Here is a 25,148-nt window from a genome sequence, read left to right on the forward strand (position 1 = left end):
CATGGCAGTCAGTGAATCACAGTTCGAGAGCGGCCGAGAACCGGCGTCCGAGGACGAGGAGGAAGTGGAGGCCCGCGTCGGCTGGCGCTACACCGTCGCGCGGATCAAACGGGACACGACGGCCCGCTGGGGGCTGTACGTCGTGACGCTCGTGCTGTTCGTCGCGATCTACGCCGTTGTGGACAGCAACCTCTCCCTGCTCACGTTCGGGCTCCTGTCGGACTTCACGTTCGCGCGACTGCTGCCGATCTTCGATCACCCGACCCACATCCCGCCGCCGGGCGAGGGGACACAGCACATGCCGCCGTACTTCCCGCTCGCCGAGCAGGCGTGGAACCCGCTGCCCGCGGGCGGCACGCTCGAGCATCCCCTCGGTACGGACCACACCGGACGAGACTACTTCACGCGGATCGTCTACGGCACGCAGGTGTCGGTGTTCGTCGGGCTCGTCTCGACGTTCATCGGGCTCGCCGGCGGGACGGTCATCGGTGCCGTCGCCGGCTACTACGGCGGGCGAGCCGACGACATCCTGATGCGAGCCGTCGAGACGGTCTACTCGATCCCGCCGCTGATCCTCATCATCGTCTTCACCGTCTTCGTCGGCGGGGCGAACATCTGGTACGCCGTACTCGGCGTCGGGATCACGTTCGTGCCGGTCTTCGCCCGCATCATCCGGAGCCGGGTCCTGAGCATCCGCGAGATGGACTACATCGAGGCGGCGCGGGCGGCCGGCGTGAAGGACCGACACATCATCATGCGCCACGTCGTGCCGAACAGCTTCGCGCCGGTGCTGGTGTACGCGACGCTCCAGATCGGCGTGACGATCCTCATCGTCGCCGGGCTCTCCTTTTTGGGCTACGGCGCACAGCCGCCGACCCCCGACTGGGGCCAGATGCTCAACATCGCACACGGCTACATGCACTCGAACGTCTGGCTCTCGATCTGGCCGGGTATCGCGATCATGATCACCATCATGGGCTTCAACCTGTTCGGCGACGGCCTGCAGGACGCCCTCGACCCGCGAATCGACGACTAACAATGAGTTCCGAACCACTACTCCGCGTCGAGAACCTCAAGACCCAGTTCTTCACCGAAGCCGGTACAGTACGCGCAGTCGACGGCATCTCCTTCGAGGTCCGCGAGGGCGAAATCGTCGGCCTCGTCGGCGAGAGCGGGGCCGGCAAATCGGTCGCCTCGATGAGCCTGCTTCGTCTCGTCGAGAACCCCGGCGAGATCGTCGCCGGCGAGATCACCTACCGGGGCGAGACCCTCTTCGGCCTCGAGGAGGGGCCGGACGGCGAACTCCGGGAACGAGACGACATGCTCTCGAACGAGGAGATACGGACCCGAATCCGGGGCAACGAGATCGCGGTAATCTTTCAGGACCCGATGGAGTCGCTCAACCCGGTCTTCACCGTCGGCGGCCAACTGCGGGAGTTCATCGAACTCAACCGCGGACTGGCCGAAGACGAGGCCAAAGCGGAGGCGATCGACATGCTCCGGGAGGTCGGCATCCCCGACCCCGAGGAGCGCTACGAGGAGTACCCACACCAGTTCTCCGGCGGGATGCGCCAGCGCGTGCTCATCGCGATGGCGCTGGCCTGCGAGCCCAGCCTCATCATCGCCGACGAGCCGACGACGGCCCTCGATGTCACCGTCGAGGGCCAGATCCTCGATCTGGTCGACGACCTCCAAGCGAAGTACGGGACGAGCTTCATCTGGGTCACCCACGATCTGGGCGTCGTCGCCGAGATCTGCGACCGGGTGAACGTGATGTATCTCGGCGAGATCGTCGAGCAAGCGCCGGTGGACGAACTGTTCTACGACACCAAACACCCCTACACGGACGCCCTGCTGGACTCGATCCCTCGCCCCGATCGGACCGTCACGGAACTCGAGGCGATCGAGGGGGTCATGCCCGAAGCAATCAACCCGCCGTCGGGCTGTCGGTTCCATCCGCGCTGTCCCGACGCGCGGGAGGTATGCAAGCGGGTCCACCCGGAAGCGAAGGTGGTCGACGACGCCGGCGGTGAACCCCACCGCGCGGCCTGCGTGCAACACGACGCCTTCGACGTGGGTTACGACGAGAGCCCGCCGCTCGAGGGGGCCGACGGCGGCGAGTCGACCGTGAGAGACGAGGGGAGCGGCGACTCGGGCGCGGACTCGGAACTCGCGGCCAACCCGACCGGCGACGACAGCGGGGGTGGGAGCCGTGAGTAGCGGCATTCGGTTGGACGAGGAGCGCAGGTACGACCGGGAGGGGCCGCTGCTCGAACTCGAGGGCGTCACGAAGTACTTCTCGCAGGAGTCGGGACTGCTCGCGGGCCTGCAGTTCGATCCGGATACGTTCCCGCCGATCAGCGTCGATCGGGAACACGTCAAGGCGGTCGACGACGTCTCCCTCGAGGTGCGGCCCGGCGAGACGCTCGGGCTCGTCGGCGAGTCCGGCTGCGGGAAGAGCACGCTCGGGCGGACGATCCTGCGCCTGCTCGAGCCCACCGAGGGGGACATCTACTTCAAGGGGGAGAATCTGGCGGACCTGAGCGGCGAGGAACTCCGGCGGACCCGCTCGGACATGCAGATGATCTTTCAGGACCCCCAGTCCTCGCTCGATCCGCGGATGAAGGTCGGCCAGATCATTGAGGAGCCGATGCGGGCCCACGGGCTGCTCGACGACGAGGGCCGGGAGGCCCGGGCGAAGGACCTCCTCGAGAAGGTCGGGCTCGATCCGCGCCACTACAACCGCCATCCACACGCCTTCTCCGGCGGGCAGCGCCAGCGGATCAACCTCGCGCGGGCGCTGTCGGTCGACCCCGATTTCGTCGTCTGTGACGAGCCCGTCTCCGCGCTGGACGTCTCCATTCAGGCGCAGGTGCTGAACACGATGGACGAACTCCAAGACGAGTTCGGGCTGACCTACCTCTTCATCGCCCACGACCTCTCCGTGATCCGCCACATCTCCGACCGCGTGGCGGTGATGTACCTCGGTCACATCGTCGAGCTCGCCGAGAAAGAAGAGCTGTTCGAGAACCCACAACATCCCTACACTCGCGCCCTGCTCGAGTCGATCCCCGTCCCCGACCCGCGGGAGAACGGCGCGCGCGGCGTGCTCGAGGGCGAGGTACCGAGCCCGGTCGATCCGCCCTCGGGGTGTCGGTTCCGGACGCGGTGTCCGCGACTGATCGCCCCCGACGCGTACGACTGGGGCGAGGGGAAATGGGCGCAGACGCGAGCGTTCATGCGAGCGGTCAAGCGGCGGTCGTTCGAGTCGATGTCGGCCGCCCGGATCGAGGCCGAGTTCTTCGACGGAGTTCTGCCGCGGGGCGAGGCGGGATCGATCGTCGAGGAGGCGATCGACCTCGTCGCGACCGACGGCGGGGCCGGTCGCGAGGCCGACGACGACTCCGACCGCTGGGAAGCGGCGACCGACCTCCTGCTCGACTCTTTCGCCGAGGAAAGCATCTGTGCGCGCGAGCGACCGGCCTACGAACTCGAGTCCGATCGCGGCGACGGGACCCATTTCGCGGCCTGTCACCTCCACCGGTGAGAGCCGGCGAGCGCCGCGGAGAGACCGATTTCACCTCGAGGAACTGAACACGTTTCTGGCGGTGTTCGACCGAGAGATCGCATCACACAACGAGATCGTGAGAGTCGTTCGCTAATGGTCCGATCGGCGATTATCCAACACGGATTATCATCGCAAAAAGGCTTACAAGGCTGCCGCAACTATTAACTCGTGTATGAGTAAGATACTCGCCGTTCTGGCAGCACACACGAAATTCGGCGCGAAGGTACAGCGAACGATCGAACACTCGCCGTCGTTCTCGGGCGTTCAGACGAGCGATGACGGCCGCCCCGCGACGCAGGTCTCTCCCGGCGGGTTCCTGACCGGATAAGCCGGCGCGGAGCCACCCAGACCGTATCGACCGGATGCCACCGGTTGCCCCCGTCGAAATCGGGGCTCGAAATCACACGGCGAGTTGCGGACGCCACGCAGCGGTTGTCCGGGGATGGTCCGCCCCCGCTTCCGACCGAGATCCGTTCTTCCGTACACCACGTTCGACCCGTTAGCGGATCGTAATCGTCGTTGAATCGCCGGGCCGAGCCCGCTTTTCTCGCGTCGCGACGAACGCTCGAATCTCGTACTCGCCCGGTTCCGGAACCACGGACTCGTGTCGCCCGTCGGCCGTCCGCTCGAGGCGGCCGTTCCACGTCACCGAGACGCGCTTTCGCTCGCCGCCGCGGAAGTCGAACGTCGCGGGCCGACTGCGGGTGTAGCGGCGCTCGTCGCTGGCCTCGAGATCGCCGTCGACGCGCCAGCCCCAGCGGCGCTGTCCGGCCGTGGGTAGTTCGACGGGCACCGGGAGTCGATTCTTGAATTCGGCGGTAATTTCGACGGGTTCGTCGCGCTCGTAGACACCCTGATCGGTCGCGACGGAGACGGAAACGGCTCGTCGAGCGAGCGCCGCCGGGACCAGCGCGGCGAGGAACGTGACGACGGACGGTCGGGACGCGTCGCGATCGAATCCGAACTCGTCGCTCGAGGCGTCCGTTCCCCGTCGCGGTCGAGACCGTCCCATAAGGGAAACGACCAGCGCGGCGTACTAAACGGTAGGGTGTGACATACCGCAGTGAGAACCGCCGGCTCGAGGACGCCGACGCCGTGATCCGTCCGGTAATTAGAGCCGTCCAGTCGCCCGGCACGGACGAACGGTGGACCGCGCGGGCGTCAGCAGCGACTGTCGGTATGCCGTTGCCGGCCGCGACGGGAGTCGCGACCGGACTCGTTGCAGAACGATCCCATTTCCCACCCCCAGTTATCGCCAGGCCGGTAGCGTCGGTGCGTCGTCCGCCTGCATGGACATCCATGCACCGTCCGCGGAGATATCCGCAATGACGTACTCGTCGCTCGCGGCCGTCGAATCGATCGAACCGACGATCGTGTCGTCGGACATCATGGCGTGGGGGTTCGTCGCCATGTGAGAGAGTGACACCCACCTACATATAAATTCATCGAATTTGACTGTCCACTCGCGATACCGATCGGAAATCGAACCGATACCGGGTGTGAAACACTGGGTTTATACTCATTTTCGCCGTACCATGGGGATATGAACGTAGCCGACGCGATGACGCCCCGCGAAGACGTGGTGACCGCCGACCTGCCGGGGACCCGCTCGGACGTCCTCGAGTACATCCAAGAACAGTCGTTCTCGTCCGTCCCGGTCGTCAAAGCGACCGACGACGGCCTCGAGTACCGGGGGCTGATCTCCCGGGAGACGCTCATCGACCAGCCCGACGAGGACCAGCTTGTCATGCTGATGGAGGAGGACGTTCCGACGACGACCGCCGGGACCGCGCTCGAGGACGTCGCGCGGACGATGGTCGAGGAAGGGGCACGCCGCGTGCCGGTCGTGGACGGGGAATTCGAGGGCATCATCACGGTGACGGACGTGATTCACGCGATCGCGGCCGGCGATCAGGCGACCGAGGGCACCGTCGACTCCTACGCGAGCGAGGACGTGAACACGACCTACGAGGGCACGCCCCTGCCCGTCGCCGAGCGGGAACTCTCCTACGCGAACGTCCCCTACACCGTCGCGCTGGACGACGACGGCCGGATGAGCGGCGTCCTCACGGAAGTCGACATCCTCGAGGTCGCTCGCATCGTCGAGGGCGAAGAGGAGACGGGCGACAATTTCGGCGATCAGGACGACGAGTGGTCGTGGGAGGGGATCAAGGCCGTCGGCAGCCGCTATCTCCCCACGCGGGACATCGAGATCCCGGCGGGGCCGGTCCGGGGGTTCATGAGCGACGACGTGGTGACGGTCGCGGCGGACACGACGGTCCAGGAGGCCGCACAGCGAATGATCAGCAACGACATCGAACAGATTCCGCTGGTCACGGGCGAGGAACTGGTCGGCATCGTCTGTGACGTCGATCTACTGGAGGCGCTGTATGAGTGACGACCCACAGGCGGACGCGGGCGAGGCGGAGCCGACGAGCGAGAAACTGGTTGAACTGGCCAAGCGGCGCGGCTACTTCTTCCAGTCGTCGGGCGCGTACGGCGGCGTCGGCGGTTTCTACACCTTCGGCCCGCAGGGGGCGGCCCTGAAGGGCAACGTCGAGGACGCGTGGCGGGACCGCTTCGCGGTCGCGGAGGGCAACATGGAGATCGACGCGCCGACGATCATGCCCGAACCCGTCTTCGAGGCCTCGGGCCACCTCGAGGGCTTCGACGACATGCTCGTCGAGTGTCCGGAGTGCGGCGAGAGCCACCGCGCGGACCACGTCGTCGAGGACAATACGGAGTACGAGGACGCCGAGACCCTCCCCATCCCCGAGGTCGAGGAGGTCATCGCCGAGTACGAACTCGTCTGCCCGAACTGCGGCGCGGGGCTCGCGGGCCAGGCCGTCGAGACCTTCAACCTCATGTTCGCGACGAACATCGGCCCCGGCGACTCCGACCCCGGCTACATGCGCCCCGAGACCGCACAGGGCATCTTCGTCGAGTTCCCCCGGCTCAAGGAGTACGCGCGCAACCAGCTCCCCTTCGGCGTGACCCAGATCGGCCGCGCGTATCGCAACGAGATCAGTCCCCGGCGCTCGATCATCCGCACCCGCGAGTTCACACAGGCCGAACTCGAGTACTTCATCGACCCCGAGGAAGACGAACCCGACCTCGAGGCGGTCGAAGACGTCGAGGTGACGCTGTACCCTGCCAGCGAGCAAAACGCCAACGACGGCGAGGAGATCGAGACGACGATCGGCGAGGCCGTCGAGGAGGGCGTCATCACCAGCCCGTGGGTCGCCTACTTCCTCGGCGTCGCGAAGCCGTGGTACGAGGCGGTCGGCGTGGACATGGACCGGTTCCGGTTCCGCCAGCACCTCTCGGGGGAACGCGCCCACTACGCCGCGGACTGTTGGGACGCCGAGAGCGAGATCGACGGCAACTGGATCGAGATGGCCGGCTTCGCCTACCGGAGCGATTACGACCTCTCGAAACACGCCGAACACTCCGGCGACCGCTTTACCGTCTTCCGGCAGTACGACGAACCCAAGACCGTCGAGCGCGCCACCGTCGACCCCGACATGAGCTACCTCGGCCCGGAGTTCGGCGGCGACGCTCAAGCGGTAGTCGACGAACTCGAGGCCCTCGCGGCCCGCGATCGCTCCGCATTCGACGGCGAGACGGTGGAGATCGACCTCGAGGGCGAGAGCCACGAAATCCCCGTCGAAAAGACCGGCTTCGCGGTCGAGGAACAGACCGAGGCCGGCGAGCACATCACGCCCCACGTCGTCGAACCCTCCTTCGGCGTGGATCGGCTCGTCTACACCGTCCTCCACCACGCCTACCGCGAGGACGAAGTCGCCGGCGAAGACCGAACCTTCCTCGAACTCGAGCCCGAAGTCGCCCCCACCTTCGTCGGCGTCTTCCCGCTCCAGACCGACGACGAACTCGAGGCCGAAGCTGAAGCGATCGCGGCGGAACTGCGAGAGGCCGGGCTGTCGGTCACCTACGACGAGTCGGGCAACATCGGCCGGCGCTACCGCCGGCAGGACGAGGTCGGGACGCCCTTCTGCGTGACGGTGGACTTCGAGAGCATCGAACAGGAGGACGGCGGCGTCACAGTCCGCGAGCGCGACTCGACCGACCAGAAACGGCTGCCGATCGACGACCTCGCCGAGACGCTGTCGGCGATCCGGGCTGGCGACCTCGAGTTCGAGGAGCTGTAGGCCGTTTCGCCGCGGAGGTCACCGATTACGACCGTGAGCGAGGCCGTAGGCCGAGCGAGCGGGCCGACGACTGATGTGAGCGAGCGGTTGCGCGGCGCTACGCGCCGCGAACGGACGAGCGGTGAAACCGCGAGTCAGCGAGTGAACGGAGGGAGGAGTGCTTTTGATCGACCTTTTACCGAGGGACGCCGCGCTGTGCGGCAGCTACGCTGCCGTCAGCGCGGCAGACCGTCGTTCGAGACGGCGGAGCCGTCTCGTGATCACGAGAGAGCGAAGCTCTCTCGAACGACAGCGTAAAAGGTCGAAACTGATCGACGGACTGAAGGTCACCTCTCTCGAGGCACGATATGATGGCCGACGAACTGAAGCGGCGACTCGTCCACGCCAGCGGTTCGGGACTGGTCGCCCTCTATCTGCTCGCCAATTATCTCGAGCTCGGGCTCACGTGGGCCCGGTTTCAGGCTCTCATGCTCGTCCTCGCGACCGGCGCGCTCGTCCTCGAGTTCCTGCGGCTCCGGGTCGGGCTCGACTGGCGGCTCTACGACGTGCTCACCCGCGAGTACGAGCAGGACAACCCCGCCGCCTACGCGCTGTACCTGATCAGCATGGCCGCCGTCGTGGTAGTCTTCGAGCCGGATATCGCCCTCCCTGCGATGTTGATGCTCGCGCTTGGCGACCCGATCAGCGGCACGGTCTCGGACAACACGCTCAAGCGAGTCAAGCCGCCGAAGGTGCTCGGCACGATGTTCCTCGTGTCGACGGTGATCGCGATCCCGTTCCTGCCCGTTGTGGCGGCGCTGGTCGCCGCCCTCGGCGCGACGCTGGCCGACGGCATCACCCTCGAGATCCGGACCTACATCGTCGACGACAACCTGACGATCCCGATCTACGCCGCCTGTCTGGCGTTTCTCGCACTCGAGTTCGCGCCGGTGTAGGCCCGAGCCGAGCTCGAGTCGGGAGATCACCGCGGATCAAGCTGGCCGGTTCCGATATCGGCAAGGCCGTACCGTTCTGGGCCGCTCAAGGCCGTCGCCGACGAACGGGTGAATCTACTCGTGTCTCTACTGGGAACGCGCAACCGGTTGGCGACCGTGCGATCGGTCGTGACCGACGACCGCAGCGGCATTCTGATCGCCGTCGCCGCCGGCTGGTTTCTCTCGATCGGCGTTCGACTCGCCTACCCCGTCTTGTTGCCGTATCTCCGAGACGCGTACGGGCTCGACCTGACGACGGCCGGCTTCCTGCTGACCGCCCTCTGGCTCTGCTACGCGCTGGGACAGCTTCCGGGCGGGCTGCTCGCCGACCGGTTCGGCGAGGGGAACGTCCTCGTCGCGAGCACGGTGATCTCAGCGGTGACGCTCGGGCTGGTTGCCGTCGCCGGCTCCGCGCCCGTGGTGTACGTCGCGACCGGCGCGTTCGGGTTCGGAACGGCGCTGTACGGCGTCGCCCGCTTTACGACGCTCTCGGATATCTATCCCGACAACGACGGCACCGCGATCGGCGTGACGATGGCGGCCGGACAGGCCGGTAACACGCTCCTGCCGCTCGCCGCCGGCGGCCTCGCCTCGGCGTTCGCGTGGCAGTACGGCTTCGGCCTCGCGGTGCCAGCGTTCGTGCTCGTGGCGATCGGACTCCGGCTCGCCGTCCCCGGGCGCACCTCGAGCGCGGAAAGTGCCGTCGACAGCGTCTCCCTCGAGACGGTCCGCTACGTCGGCAGGGAGCTCCGCCGACCCGAAATCGTCACCGTGGCCGCGATCCAGATCCTGACCTACTGCGTCTGGCAGTCGTTTACGGGCTTCTACCCGACCTATCTGATCGAGGGCAAGGGGTTTTCGGAGGGGGTCGCGACCGGGCTGTTCAGCGCGTTTTTCGCGACCGGTATCCTCGTCCAGCCGCTGACGGGGCGACTGTACGACCGGTTCGGGATTCGGAAAGCGCTGCCGCCCGTGCTGGGCGTCGCCGCCGCGTCGCTGGTCGCGCTCCCCTTCCTCGAGGGATTCTGGCCCGTGGTCGTCGGGACCGCCTTCCTCTCGAGCATCCTCGGCTACGGGACGATCACGCTGCCGTACATGACCGCGGCGTTCCCGGCGGACATGCAGGGGACGGGGCTGGGCTTCCTGCGGACCGTCTACATGACCGTCGGGGCGATGAGCCCGGTGCTGTTCGGCGCGCTCGCCGATCGGGGCTACTTCGACGAGGCGTATCTCGTGCTGGCCGGGTTCGTCGCCGTCGCGGTGGCGTTGACATGGTGGCTCCCGCCGCTCTCGGAGCAGTGACCACGGCGGGGTTCAGATGGGGCCGGTTACGCGGCCGTCAGGCGTTCAGCCGCCAGAGTTCGAAATCGAGCACGGCCGCGAACGTCACCCACGCGAGGGAGGGGACCAGCAACGCCGCAGCGCACGTGTCGACCCGACGAAACGCGACGATCGTGCCGACGACGAGTCCCCAGAGCGCGACGATGACGCCGAGCGCGAGGAGCGGTGCCTCGAGCGCGAAAAAGGCGGGCGTCCACGCGACGTCGAACGCCATCTGAACGACGAACGACCCTAGCGCGAGGCGGCGGACGTACACTCCCCTCCCGGCGCGCCCGGCCCCGTCGGACCGCGAGACCACTTTCACCGCGGTACGGGAACCCTTATTCGCGGCGGCGGTGAACGGCCGGTAATGGCTACGACGGACGAGGAAATCGCGTCTATCGAGCACCCCCTCCTCGAGCCCGACTTTCTCGAGCGGCGACTCTACCAGTTGAAACTCGCCGGCACGGCGGCGAACCACCACACGCTCGTCTGTCTCCCGACCGGGCTGGGGAAGACGACGGTGAGCCTGCTCGTCACGGCGCGCAGACTCGAGGAGGTCGGCGGCAAGTCCCTGATGCTCGCCCCGACCAAGCCCCTCGTCCAGCAGCACGCGGATTTCTATCGCGAAGCCCTGCAGATCCCCGATGAGGAGATCGTCGTCTTTACCGGCGACGTGAGCCCGGACGACCGCGCCGAGATGTGGGAAGAAGCGACGGTCGTGATGGCGACGCCGCAGGTGATCGAGAACGATCTCGTCGGCTCCCGCGTCTCGCTGTCGGACGTGACCCACATCACCTTCGACGAGTGCCACCGCGCGACCGGCGACTACGCGTACAACTACATCGCAGAGCGCTATCACGCCGACGCGAAGCGGCCGCTCGTCACCGGAATGTCGGCCTCACCCGGCGGCGATGAGGAGGCCATCCTCGAGGTCTGTGAGAACCTCGGGCTGGACGAAGTCGAGGTGATGACCGAGGAGGACGCCGACGTCGACGAGTTCACCCACGATACCGACGTCGAGTGGGAGCGGATCGACCTCCCCGAGGAGGTCCTCGAGATCCGTGACGCGCTGAACGAGGTGATCAAAGAGCGCCTCGAGAAGCTCAAGGAACTGGGCGTCGCGAGCTCGACCCAGCCCGATCAGTCCCAGAAGGACCTGAATCGGATGCGTGCCGAACTGCAGGAGTTGATCAACAACGACCAGTCCGAGGGGTTCGAGGGGATGTCCATTCACGCGGAAGTGATGAAACTCCGGCAGGCCGTCACCCTCGTCGAGACACAGAGCGTCGAGGCGCTGCGTCGCTACTTCGAGCGCCAACGGAATCAGGCCCGGTCGTCGGGCGCGTCGAAGGCGAGCCAGCGGATGGTCTCCGATCCGCGGGTGCGCGAGGCCATGCGCAAGGCCGAGAGCTTCGACGAGATCCACCCCAAGTACAGCAAGGCGCGCATGCTGCTGGCCGAGACGCTGGGGCTCGAGGGCGGCGATCGGGTGATCGTCTTCACCGAGTCCCGCGACACGGCCGAGGCGCTAACCGACTTCCTCTCGGAGAGCTTCGACGCGAAGCGGTTCGTCGGGCAGGGCGACCGCGAGGGGTCGGACGGTATGACCCAGAAACAGCAACAGGAAGTGTTAGACGAGTTCCGCGCGGGCGAGTTCGAGGTGCTCGTCTCCACCTCGGTCGCCGAGGAGGGACTGGACGTGCCGGAGGTCGACCTCGTGCTCTTCTACGAGCCCGTCCCGACCGCGATCCGATCGATCCAGCGAAAGGGCCGAACCGGCCGCCAGTCCGAGGGGCGCGTCGTCGTCCTGATGGCCGAAGACACCCGCGACGAGGCCTACTTCTGGATCTCGCGCCGCCGCGAGAAGGAGATGGAAAACGAGCTGCGGGAACTGAAAGGGATGGCCGACGAACTCGCCGAGGAACTCGACGACTCCCAGCAGTCGCTGACCGATTTCGGCGACGGGGAAAGCGGAGTGAAAGTGGACGGAAACGCAAACGAAGGCGACGCCGTCGGCGAGTCTTCCAGCGGAAGCGAGGGGGTCGAGGATCGGCCCGGCCTGCAGGAGTTCGTCCCTGAAAACTCGAGCGGCGAGGCGGACGGCGAGGGTGGCTCCGACGGAGCCGACGACGAGGGCGAAACCCACGAACCCCACGCCGAGGGAGACACGGTGGAAATCGTCGCCGACCAGCGCGAGATGGACGCCAACATCGCGCGGGACCTCTCGAGACGCGAGGAGATCGACGTGCGCCTCGAGACGCTCGACGTGGGCGACTACGTGCTGTCGGATCGGGTCGTCGTCGAGCGCAAATCCGTCGCAGACTTCGTGGACTCGCTGGTCGGGGGCGACCGGTCTGTCTTCGAGCAGGTCGGCGCGATGGCCCGCCACTACTCGCGCCCGATCGTCGTCGTCGAGGGCGAGGGGCTGTACGAACAGCGGGACATCCACCCGAACGCGGTCCGGGGCGCGCTCTCGAGTCTCGCCGTCGACTTCGGCGCGAGCGTCCTGCGGACCGAGAGCGAGGACGACACGACCGACCTGCTGGCGGTGATCGGCGGTCGCGAACAGGAGACCGCCGACCGCGAGGTGTCGGTCCACGGCGAGAAAGGCAGCAAGACACTGAGCGAGCAACAGGAGTACGTCGTCGCCTCGATCGCCGAGATCGGCCCCGTCACCGCGCGGTCGCTGCTCGAGGAGTTCGGCACCGTCGAGGAGATGATGATCGCAAGCGAGGACGAGTTACAGGCGGCCGACGGCGTCGGGACGGTGACCGCCGAGCGCATCCGAGAGGTCATCGGGAGCGAATATACGGGCTAGTCGGCGATCGCAATCGGCTCGAGTCGGCGCTCGAGGGAACCGAACGAAGATCGGACGATGGCTCCGACCCGGCTCGGCGCAGGTCAATCGCTGATATCGGACGCGATGCTCTCCTCGCCGTCGCCGGGGGTAGAAACGCGGTCGGCCTCGCCCTCCGCGCGAGCGACGAGCCGTTCGGCGGTGAGGACACACCAGATCCCGAGGACGACGCCCGCGAGGACGTCCACTAACCAGTGGATGCCAAGATACATCGTGGAGATGACGACGAGGGTCGCCACGACCGACGCGATCGAGAACCACTGCGGGTAGTCCCGGCGCGACCGCCACGCGAACAGCGCGACGATGACTACGAGCGACGTGTGCAGCGACGGGAACACGTTCGTGTTCGCCGAGACCTCCGCCGTGAGTTCCTGTGTCTGCGGATAGAACTCGTACATCAACCCGCTGACGGCCGACAGGTGATTTCGCGGGCCGTAGGCGATAAACAGCGTGTAGAAGAGCGACCCGACCGCGGCGTTGAGCGCGTAGGCGATCAGTAGCTCCTTGAAGTGGCGCTGGGTCGGCAACAGGAAGTAGAGTACGAGTGCAGTCACCAGCAGGTACGGGAACCCGAACATGTACATCGCGGAGAAGAACCCGATCAGGGCGTCGGGGACGATCGTCTGCAGGTGGGCAACGAACAGTCCTTCGACGGCATAAATCTCCTCGGTGATATCCCAATCGAGCGCATACGAGAGTTCCAGACGGGGTTCGTGCGTGAACCGTTTGAGCAGCAACACCAGCACCGTCACCCCGACGTACGGCGCGACGGTGCGGATACGATTCTTGAGATCAGCGGCCGTTCGACGGAACGCCGAGGGGGAGACACAGAGGGTACAGGTGACTCCGATGCCGATGCAGACGATCGCCGCTGTGATGAACGTGACGTAGCCCAGTGCCATCAGTAGGGGTCCTCCATGAGTCAGGGTGGCAAGCGGTCGCGAGCCGTTGGTCTGGTGGCCGCGGAACCGGATATCGCGGGAGGGCGATGAACCGTTCCGAGAGACTGGACGACCCGTCCAGTCACCCTCGGAACCGGCGTCGTTGCATCCGGTGTCCGCCATGTGGCGACCCAGCACCGCATGTCCGTTATCGATACGTGTAGTTTAATTTAATTTATATCTATTGGTCTGGCGTGACACTCGAGTCGAACGCGACGCTGGTTCGAGTGACAGGTCCGATATCCGGGAGAACAGCGGATATAATCGGAATTGAAGCACCACCGGTTGCGTACCCGATCGGGCGACACAACAGCGCAGATCGGCGTTACCCGCCGTCAGCGCAGCGTCGACAGCGCCTCACCGGCCTCACGGGCCGCCTCGAGACACTCCGTCGCGTAGCGGGGATCGTCCGTCGCGGCGGCCTCTTCAGCGAACTTCTCGAGGCTCCGGACGAGCGCGTCGCGGGCGGCCTCGAGGTCGCCGTCGACCGACGGCGGACTCGCGGCGGGGGCGCGGCGGGAGGGTCGTGCGGAATCGGTGTCGGCGGCGTTCGCGGCGTTCGGCCGGGCCGTCGAGCGCGGCTGTCGATCGTCGGTCGCAGCGTTCGAGGCGTCCGCGTCAGTTCGCGTCGACTGCGCTCGCTCGTCGGTTCGTTGGCCGGTCGCCGACGCGGGATCGGTCGTCGGCTCGACGTCGACCGCGGAGTCAGCGCGGCCGGCGTTCCCCGACCCGGACCCCGACTCGATATCGGCTGTAGAGTCGGCCGGTGGGTTTGGATCCGCCTGATCGGGAGCCGTCGCCGTGGCGTCGGCACCGTCGTCGGCCGCCCCCGCTTGTCCTCCCTCGGCCGGCTGGGCCTCGAGGTCGGTGCCCTGGACGGCGTCGGGGTTCCCGTGACAGCTGGGACAGAAGGTGGTGCCGTTCTCCTGAAAGAGCGGATCGCCACAGGTACCACAGTGGGCATTGGTCATCGTCGCGCCCTTGAGCAGCAGGTCGCTCATCCGCTGGGTCGCCTCGCGCTCTTCCTTGTCCTGTTCGTACTTCTCGCGAAGTTTCTCGCGCTCGGCTTCCTTGTCGAAGTCGCTCATATTCGTCTAGAGACGGCGGACCGTCGAAAAAGCTGCGAAGGGGCCGGGTGGACGAACGGTCGACGCTGCGGCACCCGAACGGCGGCGAGCGGAGTGCTACGCAGTTCGACGATACATCCTCGAAAGCGAGTTTCAGTCCGAGCGCCGATCAAGCCCGTGACGGTTGCTCCTGCCGGAAGGTCCGACGCTCCGTCGCGACCCGGTCGGGTGTCGTCTGGATACCGACGTGACCGACGCCCTCAGTGGTGCAGCGGCGGCCACATCGTGGCGACCGACTCCTCGATGAGTCGCGTCTGGGCGCGGCGCAGGCGTTCGGAGACCGACGACGCCGAAACGCCCAATTCCGCCGCGACGTCCTCGAGCGACGCACCCCGCGGAACGCCGAAATAGCCCAGTTCGTAGGCCGTCCGAAGCGCCTCGCGCTGGGGGTCGGTGAGCCCGTCGCCGGGCGGTTCGGGGTCACCGTCTCGAGTGAGCCGACGGAGCCGGAAATAGTCGTTGCGCTGCCAGAACTCTCGGAACGCGTCGAACGCCGTGCGGTCGGCGAACCAGCCGGTCTGCGTCCACCCCTCGCTAGTCACTTCGATTCGTTCGATGATGGCGTCGGCCGTCGCAAGCGCCTTCAGCCCCTCGAGATCGTCGAGGTGAGCCCCGAGTTGCTCCTCGAAGCTGAGCGCCGGTAACGCCTGATAGCGCCGCGTGTCGCCGGCTTCACCCACCAGCGTCCACTCGGCAACATCGACGGCGTCGTCGAGGGTGCGTTCGATCGCGGTCGGCGAGCCACCGGTCACGGTAGCGAGAAACGGCGGCCGCTCGCCGTGATTGTACTGTAACTCGAGCGTTAGCGCCGCGTCCGGCACGGCCGCTGCGACGCCGACGAGCGGAAGCTGCTCACAGGAGATGTCGAATTCGGCCACGAGCCCCATACCGGCCGGTAGTCAGTTCCGCAGCTATATCAGTTCCATCAGATCGCCGCTCGGACCCGCCGGGCGCCCGTTCAGGAACGACGCTCGAGCGCCGCCTCGACCGCGTCGACCGCTGCCGCCGGCGTCTCGACGGTCTCGATCTCGAGCGCGTGATCGATGCCGAGGTCGGAGACATCATGAGTCTCGAGGCCGACGACGGGGCGGTCGTAGATGCCGGCGAAGCCGATCTCCGAGAGGGTGCCGACGCCGCCGGTGAGCGCGATGACCGCGTCGCCGTTCAGCGGGACGAGCGCGTTCCGGGCGTGGCCGAGCCCGGTCGCGATCGCCACGTCGACGTAGTCGTTGGCCTGCTCGCGGCGCTCGCTTGGCAGGATCCCGATGGTCGTGCCCCCCGCCGCCTTGGCACCGCGACAGACCGCTGCCATCGTGCCGCCGCGGCCGCCACAGACGACCGTGTGGCCTCGAGCGCCGAGTTCCCGCACGACGGCTTCCGCGCGGGCCGCCTGTTCCTCCGTGATCGTTCCGCCGCCGATGACGCTGACGCGCATACACGGAGAGGCGTGAGCGCCGATCATGATCGGTTCGGTCTCGAGTCGCGGCGGGTCGACGGAGAACCGCTTCCCTGTTTCGGAGGTGAGATATCGAACCACGCGGTCGAGTCAGCGCATCGGCCCGTCGAGATCGGGACGCGATACGACAGTCGTCGAAATATTTCTCGCCGAACCGGTTCGAAGTCAGAGGTTTCGACGGATTTAACGTGTGGGATGGGGAAGCATTACGCGGTATGACGAAAGTTAGCGTGGTCGGCGCGGCCGGCACCGTCGGGGCCGCTGCGGGCTACAACATCGCGCTTCGGGACATCGCGGACGAGCTCGTCTTCGTGGACATTCCGGACAAGGAAGACGACACGATCGGACAGGCCGCCGACGCCAACCACGGCGCGGCCTACGACTCGAACACGACGATCCGACAGGGCGGGTACGAGGACACCGAAGACTCGGATGTCGTCGTCATCACGGCCGGAATCCCGCGCCAGCCGGGCCAGACGCGGATCGATCTGGCGGGCGACAATGCCCCGATCATGGAGGACATCAGCTCCTCGATCGCCGAGCACAACGACGACTTCATCACGGTGACGACGTCGAACCCCGTCGACCTGCTGAACCGCCACCTCTACGAGACGGGCGACCGCGCCCGCGAGAAGGTGATCGGGTTCGGCGGTCGGCTCGACTCCGCTCGCTTTCGCTACGTGATCTCCCAGCGCTTCGACGCGCCGGTCCAGAACGTCGACGCGACGATCCTCGGCGAACACGGCGACGCACAGGTCCCCGTCTTCTCCAAGGTCCGCGTCAACGGGCAGGACCCCGAGTTCGACGAGGACGAGCGCGAGGACCTGCTCGAGGAGCTCCAGACCTCGGCGATGAACGTCATCGAGAAGAAGGGCGCGACCCAGTGGGGGCCGGCGACCGGCGTCGGCCACATGGTCGAGGCCATCCTGCGCGACACCGGCGAAGTGCTCCCCGGCAGCGTGAAACTCGAGGGCGAGTTCGGCCACGAGGACACCGCCTTCGGCGTCCCCGTGAAGCTGGGCTCCGACGGCGTCGAGGAGATCGTCGAGTGGGACCTCACCGAGTTCGAGCGCAATCAGCTCGGCGAGGCCGCCGAGAAGCTTTCCGAACAGTACGACAAAATCTCGTAGACGTCGGCGTTCCGAGACCGAGACAGAGACCGGCTTTCGTTCTTTCTCGCGCCGCTCGAGTCGTCGTTACGGAATCAGTTGCTCGCCGTCGTCGTCGTAGATGACGATCGCGTCCACGGGGCAGGATCGGGCGGCGAACTTCGCGTCGAGTTCCGCGTCCTCGGGGACTTCCCGGACGAACATCCCGTCCTCGACTTCCTCGCTGTCGGCGAGGATCGCTTTCCCCTTCGATTTGTCCTTCTCGAAGGCATCCCACTCCGCGACGCACTGGAACATCCCGATACAGGTGTCCTCGTCGAATTCGACTTTCATGGCCGGAGGTTCGGTCGATCGCGGTAAATCGTTAGCGGTCGTCGACCGTGTGGTGTGTTAGTCGGAATCATTTATCAGCACAGAGTTATTACCGGAGACGGTATCGACACGAACATGGCGCAGGATCGGACCGAGTCGTCCGCAGAACCGAACCGACAGTCTACTCGAGCGGACCCGCTGGGACGGGCGATGCTCGCACACTGGCGGGACGATCCGGGACGGGTGACCTATCGCGACGGGGCAGAGACACAGGACGGTAACGTCGCCGAGTTCTACTTCTCGAGCCCCGAGTCGTGGGAGCCGAAGACGGTCGACCGACTCGAGCGCCTGTGCGATCACGAACCAGTCCTCGACGTGGGCTGCGGAGCGGGGAAACACCTCCTGTGGTGGGCCGAGCACGGGGTCGAAGCCATCGGCGTCGACGTGAGCCCGAACGCCGTCCTGACGGCCCGGGAGCGGTGCGAGGTCCGCAGGACCTCGAGGCGAAGTTGCGTGGAGCAACGCTCCACGTACCGTTCGAGCGGGCTGCGAGGCGGCGATGCCGCCTCGAACGGGACGGCTTCGCCGTCCCCCAGCCCGCGAGAAGACGGCGAAGCCGCGGAGCGCGGCTTCGAGGACGTTTTCGTCGGAGACATGTTCGACCTCCCAATCCAGTCGGGCGCGTTCGGGGCCGTCCACGCCGTCGGCACCCAGCTCGGGCTCGGCCGGTCGCTGGCCGGCATCCGCGAGTTACTCGGTGAATTCGCTCGCGTCACTGGCGACGACGGGGTGGCGGTCGTCGACAACTACGATCCGAAACGGTTAGACGACGACTTCCTCGGCTACCGATCCGATCCGCGCGAGGGCCTCGCCCACCGGTATTTCCACCTCGAGTTCGAACGCGAGAGGGCTGGCGAGCGATACCGGGAGGTCGGGCGGACGCTCCAGTTCCTGCTGTGTTCGCCTGCACGGCTCCGCGAGGCGACGAACTCGACGCCGTGGTCCGTCCGCGATGTCCGCCGAACCGACGGGACGGGCCATTACAGCGCAGTTCTGGAGAAACAGGGTCCCGCGGGCACCGAACCCGGATAGCAACGGAATTCCGATCGCGGATCGTCTGCCGAGCCAACGCTTTTCCGCGGGGTCGTGGAGACGGCGTACGAGAGACGGAATGGTCGCACTCTCCTTTGGGGTCCTCGTCGGGGTCGCTATCCTGACCTGTCTGTTCATGGTGTGGGTGCTCGGAGCCAACAGCAACTCGCCGCCCTTTGCCCCCGCGAGCGGTGCGAACGCGATTTCGACGAGGCAAGCCGCGTTCGTCATCGGGATCCTCGCGGCCGCCGGCGCACTCATGCAGGGCGGGAGCATCTCCGAGACGGTCGGCGCGGATCTCATCAACGGTGCCACGATTACGCCGCTGGCCGCGACCGCTGGGCTGTTGACCGCGGCGAGCTTCATGGCGATCGGGATCTACACGCGGTATCCGATCCCCGCCGCGTTCGCGACGACCGGTGCGATGGTCGGCGTTGGCCTCTCGCTGGGCGGCGATCCGGCGATGGCGACCTACCGGCGGCTCGGGTCCTTCTGGCTGCTGGTACCGATCATGTCCGGCGGACTGGCCGGCGGCTCTCCGGGGTCTCGCGGCGAAAAATCGGCGTCACGGTCACCTTCTGGTTGCTCACCCTCGGCAGTTCGGTCCTCGTCAGCTACGGCCTGTACCGACTGTTCGCGACGGTTATCGGGGGCTGATCCGGGCGCGGGTTCGTCCTCGAGCGTGCCGGCGGCTACTCGAGGACCGTCACCGGTTGCGCGGTGCGTTCGACGACGTCGCGGCGATGCCGCGACCGAGAAACCGCCGCAGGAATCCCGTCGACCCGCTGGAGCCGTAGAATCGCTTCCTTCGAGATTTTACTCGTACTACTCGCGAAGGGGTGTCGCAAGGCATCGAATCGCGGTTTACCGGCGGCTCACGGGTCGCTCCGTTCCCGTTCGCTTCTCGAGGGGTCACTTCGTTCGCCCTCGCACCGCTCACCGCGGTCCGGCGCGCGCCACTGCGGGCTGGTGGCCGGTGTTGGGTGAGACGTGAGAGGGCTCGAGCGCCCCGGCCGTGGAGCGAGACGATAGTTTAAACCGCGGGACGCGCCAAGGGCGGATAATGAATACCGAGGAGCTGACGGGGCTCCCGCCCGGTGCCGTCGACCACTTCCGGAGCGAGGGCATCGAGGAGCTCTACCCGCCCCAAGCCGAGGCGGTCGAGGCCGGGGCGACCGAGGGCGAGAACCTCGTGGCCGCCGTCCCGACTGCCAGCGGGAAGACGATGATCGCCGCACTGTCGATGCTGTCGGCGGTCCAACGCGGCGGGAAGGCGCTGTACATCGTCCCCCTGCGAGCGCTCGCCAGCGAGAAGAAAGCGGAGTTCGAGGCCTACGAGCAGTTCGGCGTGACGACCGGCGTCACGACCGGCAACTACGAGAGTACCAGCGACTGGCTCGCGACGAAGGACATCATCGTCGCCACGAGCGAGAAGGTCGACTCGCTCGTGCGAAACGGAGCCGACTGGCTCTCGGATCTCACCTGCGTCGTCTCGGACGAGGTCCACCTGATCGACGACCGGAATCGAGGGCCGACGCTCGAGGTGACCCTCGCCAAACTCAGGAAGCTCAACCCGCGGATGCAGGTCGTCGCGCTCTCGGCGACGGTCGGCAACGCGGACGAGATTGCCGACTGGCTCGACGCCGCGCTGGTCGACACCGACTGGCGGCCGATCGACCTCCAGATGGGAGTCCACTACGGCAACGCCCTGAACTTCGACGACGGCTCGACCCGCGAGGTACCCGTCGACGGCAGCGAAAAGCAAGAGGCCGCACTCGTCCGCGATATCCTCCAAGAGGAAGGCTCTTCGCTCGTGTTCGTCAACTCCCGGCGGAACGCCGAGGCCGCCGCGCGGCGGTTAGGGAAGGTCTCGCGGAACGAGCTGACCGCCGAGGAGCGGACCGAACTCGCGGCACTGGCCGACGAGATCCGAGACGACAGCGACACCGAGACGAGCAGGGATCTGGCCGAGGCCGTCGAACACGGGTCGGCCTTCCACCACGCCGGCCTCTCGAGCAGCCAGCGGACCATCGTCGAGGACGCCTTTCGCGACCGGCTGCTGAAGGTGATTTCGGCGACGCCGACGCTCGCCGCGGGGGTCAACACCCCCGCCCGCCGCGTGATCGTCCGCGACTGGCGGCGCTTCGACCCCAGCGCCGGCGGCATGGCACCCTTGGACGTCCTCGAGGTCCACCAGATGATGGGTCGGGCGGGTCGGCCGGGGCTCGACCCCTACGGCGAGGCCGTCTTGCTCGCCAAGAGCCACGACGAGAGCGAGGAACTGTTCGACCGCTACATCTGGGCCGATCCCGAACCTGTCCGGTCGAAGCTGGCGGCCGAACCCGCCCTGCGGACCCACGTCCTCGCGACCATCGCCTCCGGCTTCGCTCGCACGCGCGAGGGACTGCTCGAGTTCCTCGAGGCTACTCTCTATGCCAGCCAGTCGAGCGAACCGGGTCGGCTCGAGACGGTCACCGACACGGTACTCGAGTACCTCGAGTCGAACGACTTTATCGAACGCGAGGGGGGGACCGACGGCGGCGAGGACGCCGCCGACGGCGCGTTCACCACCGCGGCCGACCTCGAGAGCGAGAGCGGCGGCCGCGACGAAGAACTCGAGGCGACCAGCCTCGGTCACACCGTCTCGCGGCTCTATCTCGATCCGATGAGCGCCGCGGAGATCGTCCACGGCCTCGAGGACGCCGACGAACGCCCGACCGCGCTGGGGCTCTACCAGCTCGTCTCGCGGACGCCGGACATGTACGAACTCTACCTGCGCTCGGGCGAGGACGAGAAATTCGGCGAGCTCTACTACGAGCGCGAGGCCGAGTTGCTCGGCGACGCGCCCAGCGAGTACGAGGAAGAGCGCTTCGAGGACTGGCTCGCCGCGCTCAAGACGGGCAAACTGCTCGAGGACTGGGCCGACGAAACGGACGAAGAGCGGATCACGGACCGGTACAAGATCGGGCCGGGCGACCTGCGCGGCAAGGTCGATACCGCGGAGTGGCTGCTCGGTGCGGCCGAATCGTTGGCCGCCGAAATCGACAGCGAGTGGACCGTCGCCGTCCGCGAAGCACGTGCCCGCGTCGAACACGGCGTCGGTGAGGAACTGCTCGAACTCGTCTCGGTCGGCGGCGTGGGCCGCAAGCGCGCCCGCCGGCTCTACGCGGCGGGAATCGAGGAACCCGCCGACCTCCGGACTGCAGACAAAGGGGTCGTTCTCACCGTCCTCAAAGGCGAGAAGACGGCCGAGACCATCCTCGAGAACGCCGGCCGGGAGGACCCCTCGATGGACGGCGTCGAGCCGGAATCCGCTGGGTCGAACAACAGGGGCGAGAGCGCGACGGCGAACTCGAGCAACGACGCGGAGACCGAGGGAACGGCGGAGGAGACGCCGACGGAAGACGACAGTCAGGCGAGTCTGGGTGATTTCTGATGGAGCTACTGGACTGCCGCCTCGAGATCGGCGATCTGGACGCGTTCGTGGCCGACCTCGGCGAGATCGGCGACCGCCACGGCGTGACGATTCAAGCGTTCGACGCCCGCTACGTCGCCGACCGCGCCCACCTCGAGCGGGCCGTCGAGTTCGCCGACCGCGCCATCGAGCGCGGCGAGAACGTCGCCCGGGACCGCGCCGTCGAAATCCTGCTGTACGCCGCCGGTCGCCGACAGATCGACCGCGCCCTCGAGATGGGCGTCGGCGAGGGCGAGACCCGGGCGGTCGTGCTCGTCGACGGCGATGGGAACGGCGACGCCGATGAAGCGGCCGCACTCGACGCGGTCGAACGCCTCGAGGCGTTCGAAGGGCGAGCGCCGACCCTCGAGACGCGAGATACCGAGACACTCTGCAACTTCTTCGAGATTCCCGCGGCCGAACGGGCGGCGACCGACGCGGGACTGTCGGCGCTGGTCCGCGAGCGCGTCGCGCTGCTCGAGGTCGAGAAGTAGCCGGCGGAGACGAGCGGCCGCCGCGGCTCGAGAGAGTCGACGGCACGCTCTTGTGCGACCCTGCCGACATCTAGCTATGGCCACCCTCGAGGATCCGCTCGAGATCGGCGGCATGACGGTTCCGAACCGGCTCTATCGTGCGCCGCTGCTCGAGTGTGCGGGCAACGGCCCCGACGCGGTCGACGCGCTGATCGACGACTTAGAGCCCGCGGCGGCGTCGGGTGTCGGCCTCATCTGTCAGGGCGCGACGATCGTCCGCGGCGACGGCGGCTGTGCCGCGCCGGGGATGACCCGCGTCCACGACCCCGCGTTCGTCTCGCAACTGTCGCGGCTGACCGATCGGATTCACGACCACGGGAGCCGGATCGTCATCCAACTCGAGCACGGCGGCCTCCGGAGCATGGAGACGTGGCACGCCGAATACCGCGCGGAGCACCCGGACCTCGAGCAACTCGCCGTCTCGCGCCCGCCGTGGCAGTTGCGGCTGCTCGATCGGCTGGGATTCCTCGAGTACGACCCGCACGTCCTCACGACCGCGGAGGTGTACGAGCTCGCGGCCGATTTCGGGCGCGCGGCGGCCCGCGCCGTCGAGGCGGGCTACGACGGGGTCCACCTCGCCGGGGCGAATATGGGGATCGTTCAGCAGTTCCTCTCCCCCTTTTACAACCGCCGGGACGACGAGTTCGGCGGCTCGCCCGAGGCCCGCCTGCAGTTCCTCGCGGTCGTCCACGACGAGATCCGCGACCGCGCCGGCGACGTTCCGCTGCTGACCAAGGTACCGGCGGAGACCCCGGCACCGCCGCGGCCGGTCGTCCATCGAAAGCTGTCGCTCGAGGACGGCGTCGAGATCGCCCGTCGACTCGAGAAAATCGGCTACGACGCGGTCGTCCCCGTCCAGACCTCCGTCGTCTGGGACATGAGCATCGTCCGCGGGGAGTACCCCGAGCGGGCGTGGACCAACGAGGGGCTGCAAGCGGAGTACGACGCGGCGTTCGGCGGCGCGGCGCGAAAGCGACTCGTCTCGTTGGCCAACCGAATTCAGTCGCTGCAGTACGATTTCGAACCCGCGTGGAACGCCGACTTCTGTCGGCGGGTTCGCGAGCAGGTTTCGATTCCTGTGCTGGCGGAAGGTGGTATTCGCGAGCGCGAAGAGATGGACCAGCTATTGGGAGGTGCGATCAACAAGAGTGAGAATCCCGAGACACCGGCCTGCGACATGGTCGGCATGGCCCGGCCCTTCTACGCCGAACCGCGGCTTGGTGCGCGGCTGCTCGAGACCGGGTCCGAGACCGAAAATCCGCGCGTACTCTGTGAAAGTTGCAACAACTGTACGGTGCCGCAGGTGACCGACGCGCCGGGGATCTGCCGGACGCCAGCCGTGCTACGCAAACGGGGCGACCTCGAGCGCGAGGGCGCGTACGACCGCTCCGAGCCGTGACGGTCAGCCGGAGAGGGTTCCGTCGGTCAGTTCCGCGAGGGTTCCCTCGACGGTATAGTCGGGCGCTTCGACTTTGAACTGCGAGTCCGTCGACCCCGCATAGTGTAACTGGAGCGTGTACGAGCCGTCGTCCTGGATCGGCGCCACTTCGACGCGGTTCTCACCGATCTGATCGAGTCGAACCATCTCACCGGCGTACTCGGAATCAGTCGTGCCGTCAATCTCGTATAGTTCCCATTCGGCGTCGATGGCCGACCCCTCGAGCGGGTAGCCGCCGTTAATCCATCCGCCGAGTCCCTCGTCGATCGCGTACGTGTGTTCGTATCCCGCGTCGATCAGGGAGGCGGCACGCTGAGAGGACAGGTGATGCGGACACGCACAGTAGGTGACGACCCGGGTATCGGTCGACCACTCCTCGACCGGATCGTCCTCGATGTCGCCGGCGTCCGCTGCCGGCGAGAAGACGGCGCCTTTGATCCGCCGTTCATCGTACTGAGTTCGAGTGCGCGCGTCGACGAACTTCGCCTCGTCGTTTTTGTACCACTCGTAGGTATCCTCGACTGGCACGAGCGGAACGTCGACTCCGCTGGGCGTCGAGTTCAGTTCGTAGTCGAATTCGTTGGCCGCTGTCGCGTCGCTATTGCCACCGAGACAGCCCGCGACCACGCCGACCGTCGTCGTCCCGCTAACGGCGAGGAACGTCCGTCGATTCATACGGACAGCTAACGAGGACAGGGAGATATGACTTCTGGTGACGCGAGAGTTACCGTGAGACCCCTTCGTTTCGACTGGAAACCGAGAGACGGGGCTGGCGAAGTACTCGAGTCGAAACGG

General features: G+C 66.8%; 22 protein-coding genes and 2 pseudogenes. 15 read left to right on the forward strand and 9 right to left on the reverse strand.

Annotated elements, in window-relative coordinates; translation table 11 throughout:
- The first annotated feature begins 1 nt into the window (after window position 1).
- From FEJ81_RS18260 to FEJ81_RS23405, 4 genes are all read left to right on the forward strand, one after another.
- Complete coding sequence (locus FEJ81_RS18260; RefSeq protein ID WP_138246629.1) at window positions 2-1,036, forward strand: ABC transporter permease; 1,035 nt, start codon at window positions 2-4, stop codon at window positions 1,034-1,036.
- Window positions 1,037-1,038: 2 nt separating this feature from the next.
- Window positions 1,039-2,220 (forward strand): ABC transporter ATP-binding protein, encoded by a 1,182-nt coding sequence (locus FEJ81_RS18265; RefSeq protein ID WP_138246630.1) that lies wholly within the window; start codon window positions 1,039-1,041, stop codon window positions 2,218-2,220.
- Window positions 2,213-3,547 carry an ABC transporter ATP-binding protein gene (locus FEJ81_RS18270; RefSeq protein WP_138246631.1) on the forward strand — a complete coding sequence of 445 codons (1,335 nt, stop codon included), beginning with the start codon at window positions 2,213-2,215 and terminating at the stop codon, window positions 3,545-3,547. The genes FEJ81_RS18265 and FEJ81_RS18270 overlap by 8 nt, the downstream gene beginning before the upstream one ends.
- A gap of 193 nt (window positions 3,548-3,740) precedes the next feature.
- Window positions 3,741-3,896, forward strand: coding sequence for a hypothetical protein (locus FEJ81_RS23405; protein WP_175416471.1), 156 nt, complete (start codon window positions 3,741-3,743; stop codon window positions 3,894-3,896).
- 171 nt (window positions 3,897-4,067) lie between these two features.
- Here the strand turns inward: FEJ81_RS23405 and FEJ81_RS18275 are convergent, their stop codons facing one another.
- Window positions 4,068-4,580 carry a hypothetical protein gene (locus tag FEJ81_RS18275; protein ID WP_138246632.1) on the reverse strand — a complete coding sequence of 171 codons (513 nt, stop codon included), beginning with the start codon at window positions 4,578-4,580 and terminating at the stop codon, window positions 4,068-4,070.
- 237 nt (window positions 4,581-4,817) lie between these two features.
- Entirely contained in the window at window positions 4,818-4,979 is a 162-nt protein-coding gene (locus FEJ81_RS23410) for a DUF7556 family protein (RefSeq protein WP_175416472.1), read from the reverse strand.
- A gap of 132 nt (window positions 4,980-5,111) precedes the next feature.
- Between FEJ81_RS23410 and FEJ81_RS18280 the strand changes: the two genes are divergently transcribed.
- The 4 genes from FEJ81_RS18280 (at window position 5,112) to FEJ81_RS18295 (ending at window position 10,013) form a co-directional block, all read left to right on the forward strand.
- Entirely contained in the window at window positions 5,112-5,966 is an 855-nt protein-coding gene (locus FEJ81_RS18280) for a CBS domain-containing protein (protein WP_138246633.1), read from the forward strand.
- Entirely contained in the window at window positions 5,959-7,737 is a 1,779-nt protein-coding gene (gene glyS / locus FEJ81_RS18285; RefSeq protein ID WP_138246634.1) for a glycine--tRNA ligase, read from the forward strand. Before FEJ81_RS18280 ends, glyS begins: the two co-directional genes overlap by 8 nt.
- 350 nt (window positions 7,738-8,087) lie before the next feature.
- Window positions 8,088-8,672, forward strand: a complete 585-nt coding sequence (locus tag FEJ81_RS18290; RefSeq protein ID WP_138246635.1) for a diacylglycerol/polyprenol kinase family protein — start codon at window positions 8,088-8,090, stop codon at window positions 8,670-8,672.
- A 120-nt stretch (window positions 8,673-8,792) separates the two neighbouring features.
- A complete protein-coding gene (locus tag FEJ81_RS18295) occupies window positions 8,793-10,013 on the forward strand; it encodes an MFS transporter (RefSeq protein ID WP_138246636.1) in 1,221 nt (406 codons plus the stop codon).
- Between the two features lie 37 nt (window positions 10,014-10,050).
- Here FEJ81_RS18295 and FEJ81_RS18300 read toward each other — a convergent pair.
- Window positions 10,051-10,359 (reverse strand): annotated as a pseudogene (locus FEJ81_RS18300) (TspO/MBR family protein); the annotation flags it as partial.
- A gap of 42 nt (window positions 10,360-10,401) precedes the next feature.
- On the opposite strand from FEJ81_RS18300, the gene FEJ81_RS18305 reads away from it, so the two are divergent.
- Window positions 10,402-12,852, forward strand: coding sequence for a DEAD/DEAH box helicase (locus FEJ81_RS18305; RefSeq protein ID WP_138246637.1), 2,451 nt, complete (start codon window positions 10,402-10,404; stop codon window positions 12,850-12,852).
- A gap of 83 nt (window positions 12,853-12,935) precedes the next feature.
- Here the strand turns inward: FEJ81_RS18305 and FEJ81_RS18310 are convergent, their stop codons facing one another.
- The 4 genes from FEJ81_RS18310 to FEJ81_RS18325 form a co-directional block, all read right to left on the reverse strand.
- A complete protein-coding gene (locus FEJ81_RS18310; RefSeq protein ID WP_138246638.1) occupies window positions 12,936-13,793 on the reverse strand; it encodes a phosphatase PAP2 family protein in 858 nt (285 codons plus the stop codon).
- Between the two features lie 374 nt (window positions 13,794-14,167).
- Window positions 14,168-14,920, reverse strand: coding sequence for an Sjogren's syndrome/scleroderma autoantigen 1 family protein (locus FEJ81_RS18315; RefSeq protein ID WP_138246639.1), 753 nt, complete (start codon window positions 14,918-14,920; stop codon window positions 14,168-14,170).
- Between the two features lie 239 nt (window positions 14,921-15,159).
- Window positions 15,160-15,846, reverse strand: coding sequence for a helix-turn-helix domain-containing protein (locus tag FEJ81_RS18320; RefSeq protein ID WP_138246640.1), 687 nt, complete (start codon window positions 15,844-15,846; stop codon window positions 15,160-15,162).
- A 71-nt stretch (window positions 15,847-15,917) separates the two neighbouring features.
- Complete coding sequence (locus FEJ81_RS18325; RefSeq protein WP_138246641.1) at window positions 15,918-16,394, reverse strand: TIGR00725 family protein; 477 nt, start codon at window positions 16,392-16,394, stop codon at window positions 15,918-15,920.
- 236 nt (window positions 16,395-16,630) lie between these two features.
- Between FEJ81_RS18325 and mdh the strand changes: the two genes are divergently transcribed.
- Window positions 16,631-17,545, forward strand: a complete 915-nt coding sequence (gene mdh / locus FEJ81_RS18330) for a malate dehydrogenase (protein ID WP_138246642.1) — start codon at window positions 16,631-16,633, stop codon at window positions 17,543-17,545.
- Between the two features lie 66 nt (window positions 17,546-17,611).
- On the opposite strand, the gene FEJ81_RS18335 is transcribed toward mdh, so the two are convergent.
- The gene (locus tag FEJ81_RS18335) at window positions 17,612-17,857 is read right to left on the reverse strand and encodes a ferredoxin (RefSeq protein WP_006432085.1); all 246 of its coding nucleotides are present in this window, start codon (window positions 17,855-17,857) and stop codon (window positions 17,612-17,614) included.
- 114 nt (window positions 17,858-17,971) lie between these two features.
- On the opposite strand from FEJ81_RS18335, the gene FEJ81_RS18340 reads away from it, so the two are divergent.
- The 5 genes and pseudogenes from FEJ81_RS18340 to FEJ81_RS18365 all read left to right on the forward strand — a co-directional run bounded on the left by FEJ81_RS18340 (window position 17,972) and on the right by FEJ81_RS18365 (window position 24,314).
- Complete coding sequence (locus tag FEJ81_RS18340) at window positions 17,972-18,928, forward strand: class I SAM-dependent methyltransferase (protein WP_229504739.1); 957 nt, start codon at window positions 17,972-17,974, stop codon at window positions 18,926-18,928.
- Window positions 18,929-19,007: 79 nt separating this feature from the next.
- Window positions 19,008-19,457: pseudogene (locus tag FEJ81_RS18345) on the forward strand (inorganic phosphate transporter); the annotation flags it as partial.
- A 534-nt stretch (window positions 19,458-19,991) separates the two neighbouring features.
- A complete protein-coding gene (locus tag FEJ81_RS18355; protein WP_138246643.1) occupies window positions 19,992-22,364 on the forward strand; it encodes an ATP-dependent DNA helicase in 2,373 nt (790 codons plus the stop codon).
- Entirely contained in the window at window positions 22,364-22,876 is a 513-nt protein-coding gene (cgi121, locus tag FEJ81_RS18360; protein ID WP_138246644.1) for a KEOPS complex subunit Cgi121, read from the forward strand. Before FEJ81_RS18355 ends, cgi121 begins: the two co-directional genes overlap by 1 nt.
- A gap of 76 nt (window positions 22,877-22,952) precedes the next feature.
- Complete coding sequence (locus FEJ81_RS18365) at window positions 22,953-24,314, forward strand: oxidoreductase (RefSeq protein ID WP_138246645.1); 1,362 nt, start codon at window positions 22,953-22,955, stop codon at window positions 24,312-24,314.
- Between the two features lie 3 nt (window positions 24,315-24,317).
- Here the strand turns inward: FEJ81_RS18365 and FEJ81_RS18370 are convergent, their stop codons facing one another.
- Entirely contained in the window at window positions 24,318-25,028 is a 711-nt protein-coding gene (locus tag FEJ81_RS18370; protein WP_138246646.1) for a rhodanese-like domain-containing protein, read from the reverse strand.
- Window positions 25,029-25,148 lie beyond the last annotated feature (120 nt).

The sequence above is a fragment of the Natrinema versiforme genome (assembly GCF_005576615.1).
In the GTDB taxonomy this organism is placed as follows: Archaea; Halobacteriota; Halobacteria; order Halobacteriales; family Natrialbaceae; genus Natrinema; species Natrinema versiforme_A.

Coding starts and splice junctions, on each gene's coding strand:
- FEJ81_RS18315 (WP_138246639.1), bottom strand. CDS start 14,920: ATGAGCGACTTCGACAAGGAAGCCGAGCGCGAGAAACTTCGCGAGAAG.
- FEJ81_RS18370 (WP_138246646.1), bottom strand. CDS start 25,028: ATGAATCGACGGACGTTCCTCGCCGTTAGCGGGACGACGACGGTCGGC.
- mdh (WP_138246642.1), top strand. CDS start 16,631: ATGACGAAAGTTAGCGTGGTCGGCGCGGCCGGCACCGTCGGGGCCGCT.
- FEJ81_RS18335 (WP_006432085.1), bottom strand. CDS start 17,857: ATGAAAGTCGAATTCGACGAGGACACCTGTATCGGGATGTTCCAGTGC.
- FEJ81_RS18275 (WP_138246632.1), bottom strand. CDS start 4,580: ATGGGACGGTCTCGACCGCGACGGGGAACGGACGCCTCGAGCGACGAG.
- FEJ81_RS18290 (WP_138246635.1), top strand. CDS start 8,088: ATGGCCGACGAACTGAAGCGGCGACTCGTCCACGCCAGCGGTTCGGGA.
- FEJ81_RS18320 (WP_138246640.1), bottom strand. CDS start 15,846: ATGGGGCTCGTGGCCGAATTCGACATCTCCTGTGAGCAGCTTCCGCTC.
- FEJ81_RS23405 (WP_175416471.1), top strand. CDS start 3,741: ATGAGTAAGATACTCGCCGTTCTGGCAGCACACACGAAATTCGGCGCG.
- FEJ81_RS18365 (WP_138246645.1), top strand. CDS start 22,953: ATGGCCACCCTCGAGGATCCGCTCGAGATCGGCGGCATGACGGTTCCG.
- FEJ81_RS18305 (WP_138246637.1), top strand. CDS start 10,402: ATGGCTACGACGGACGAGGAAATCGCGTCTATCGAGCACCCCCTCCTC.
- FEJ81_RS18280 (WP_138246633.1), top strand. CDS start 5,112: ATGAACGTAGCCGACGCGATGACGCCCCGCGAAGACGTGGTGACCGCC.
- FEJ81_RS18260 (WP_138246629.1), top strand. CDS start 2: ATGGCAGTCAGTGAATCACAGTTCGAGAGCGGCCGAGAACCGGCGTCC.
- FEJ81_RS23410 (WP_175416472.1), bottom strand. CDS start 4,979: ATGGCGACGAACCCCCACGCCATGATGTCCGACGACACGATCGTCGGT.
- FEJ81_RS18310 (WP_138246638.1), bottom strand. CDS start 13,793: ATGGCACTGGGCTACGTCACGTTCATCACAGCGGCGATCGTCTGCATC.
- FEJ81_RS18355 (WP_138246643.1), top strand. CDS start 19,992: ATGAATACCGAGGAGCTGACGGGGCTCCCGCCCGGTGCCGTCGACCAC.
- cgi121 (WP_138246644.1), top strand. CDS start 22,364: ATGGAGCTACTGGACTGCCGCCTCGAGATCGGCGATCTGGACGCGTTC.
- FEJ81_RS18325 (WP_138246641.1), bottom strand. CDS start 16,394: ATGCGCGTCAGCGTCATCGGCGGCGGAACGATCACGGAGGAACAGGCG.
- FEJ81_RS18340 (WP_229504739.1), top strand. CDS start 17,972: ATGGCGCAGGATCGGACCGAGTCGTCCGCAGAACCGAACCGACAGTCT.
- glyS (WP_138246634.1), top strand. CDS start 5,959: ATGAGTGACGACCCACAGGCGGACGCGGGCGAGGCGGAGCCGACGAGC.
- FEJ81_RS18265 (WP_138246630.1), top strand. CDS start 1,039: ATGAGTTCCGAACCACTACTCCGCGTCGAGAACCTCAAGACCCAGTTC.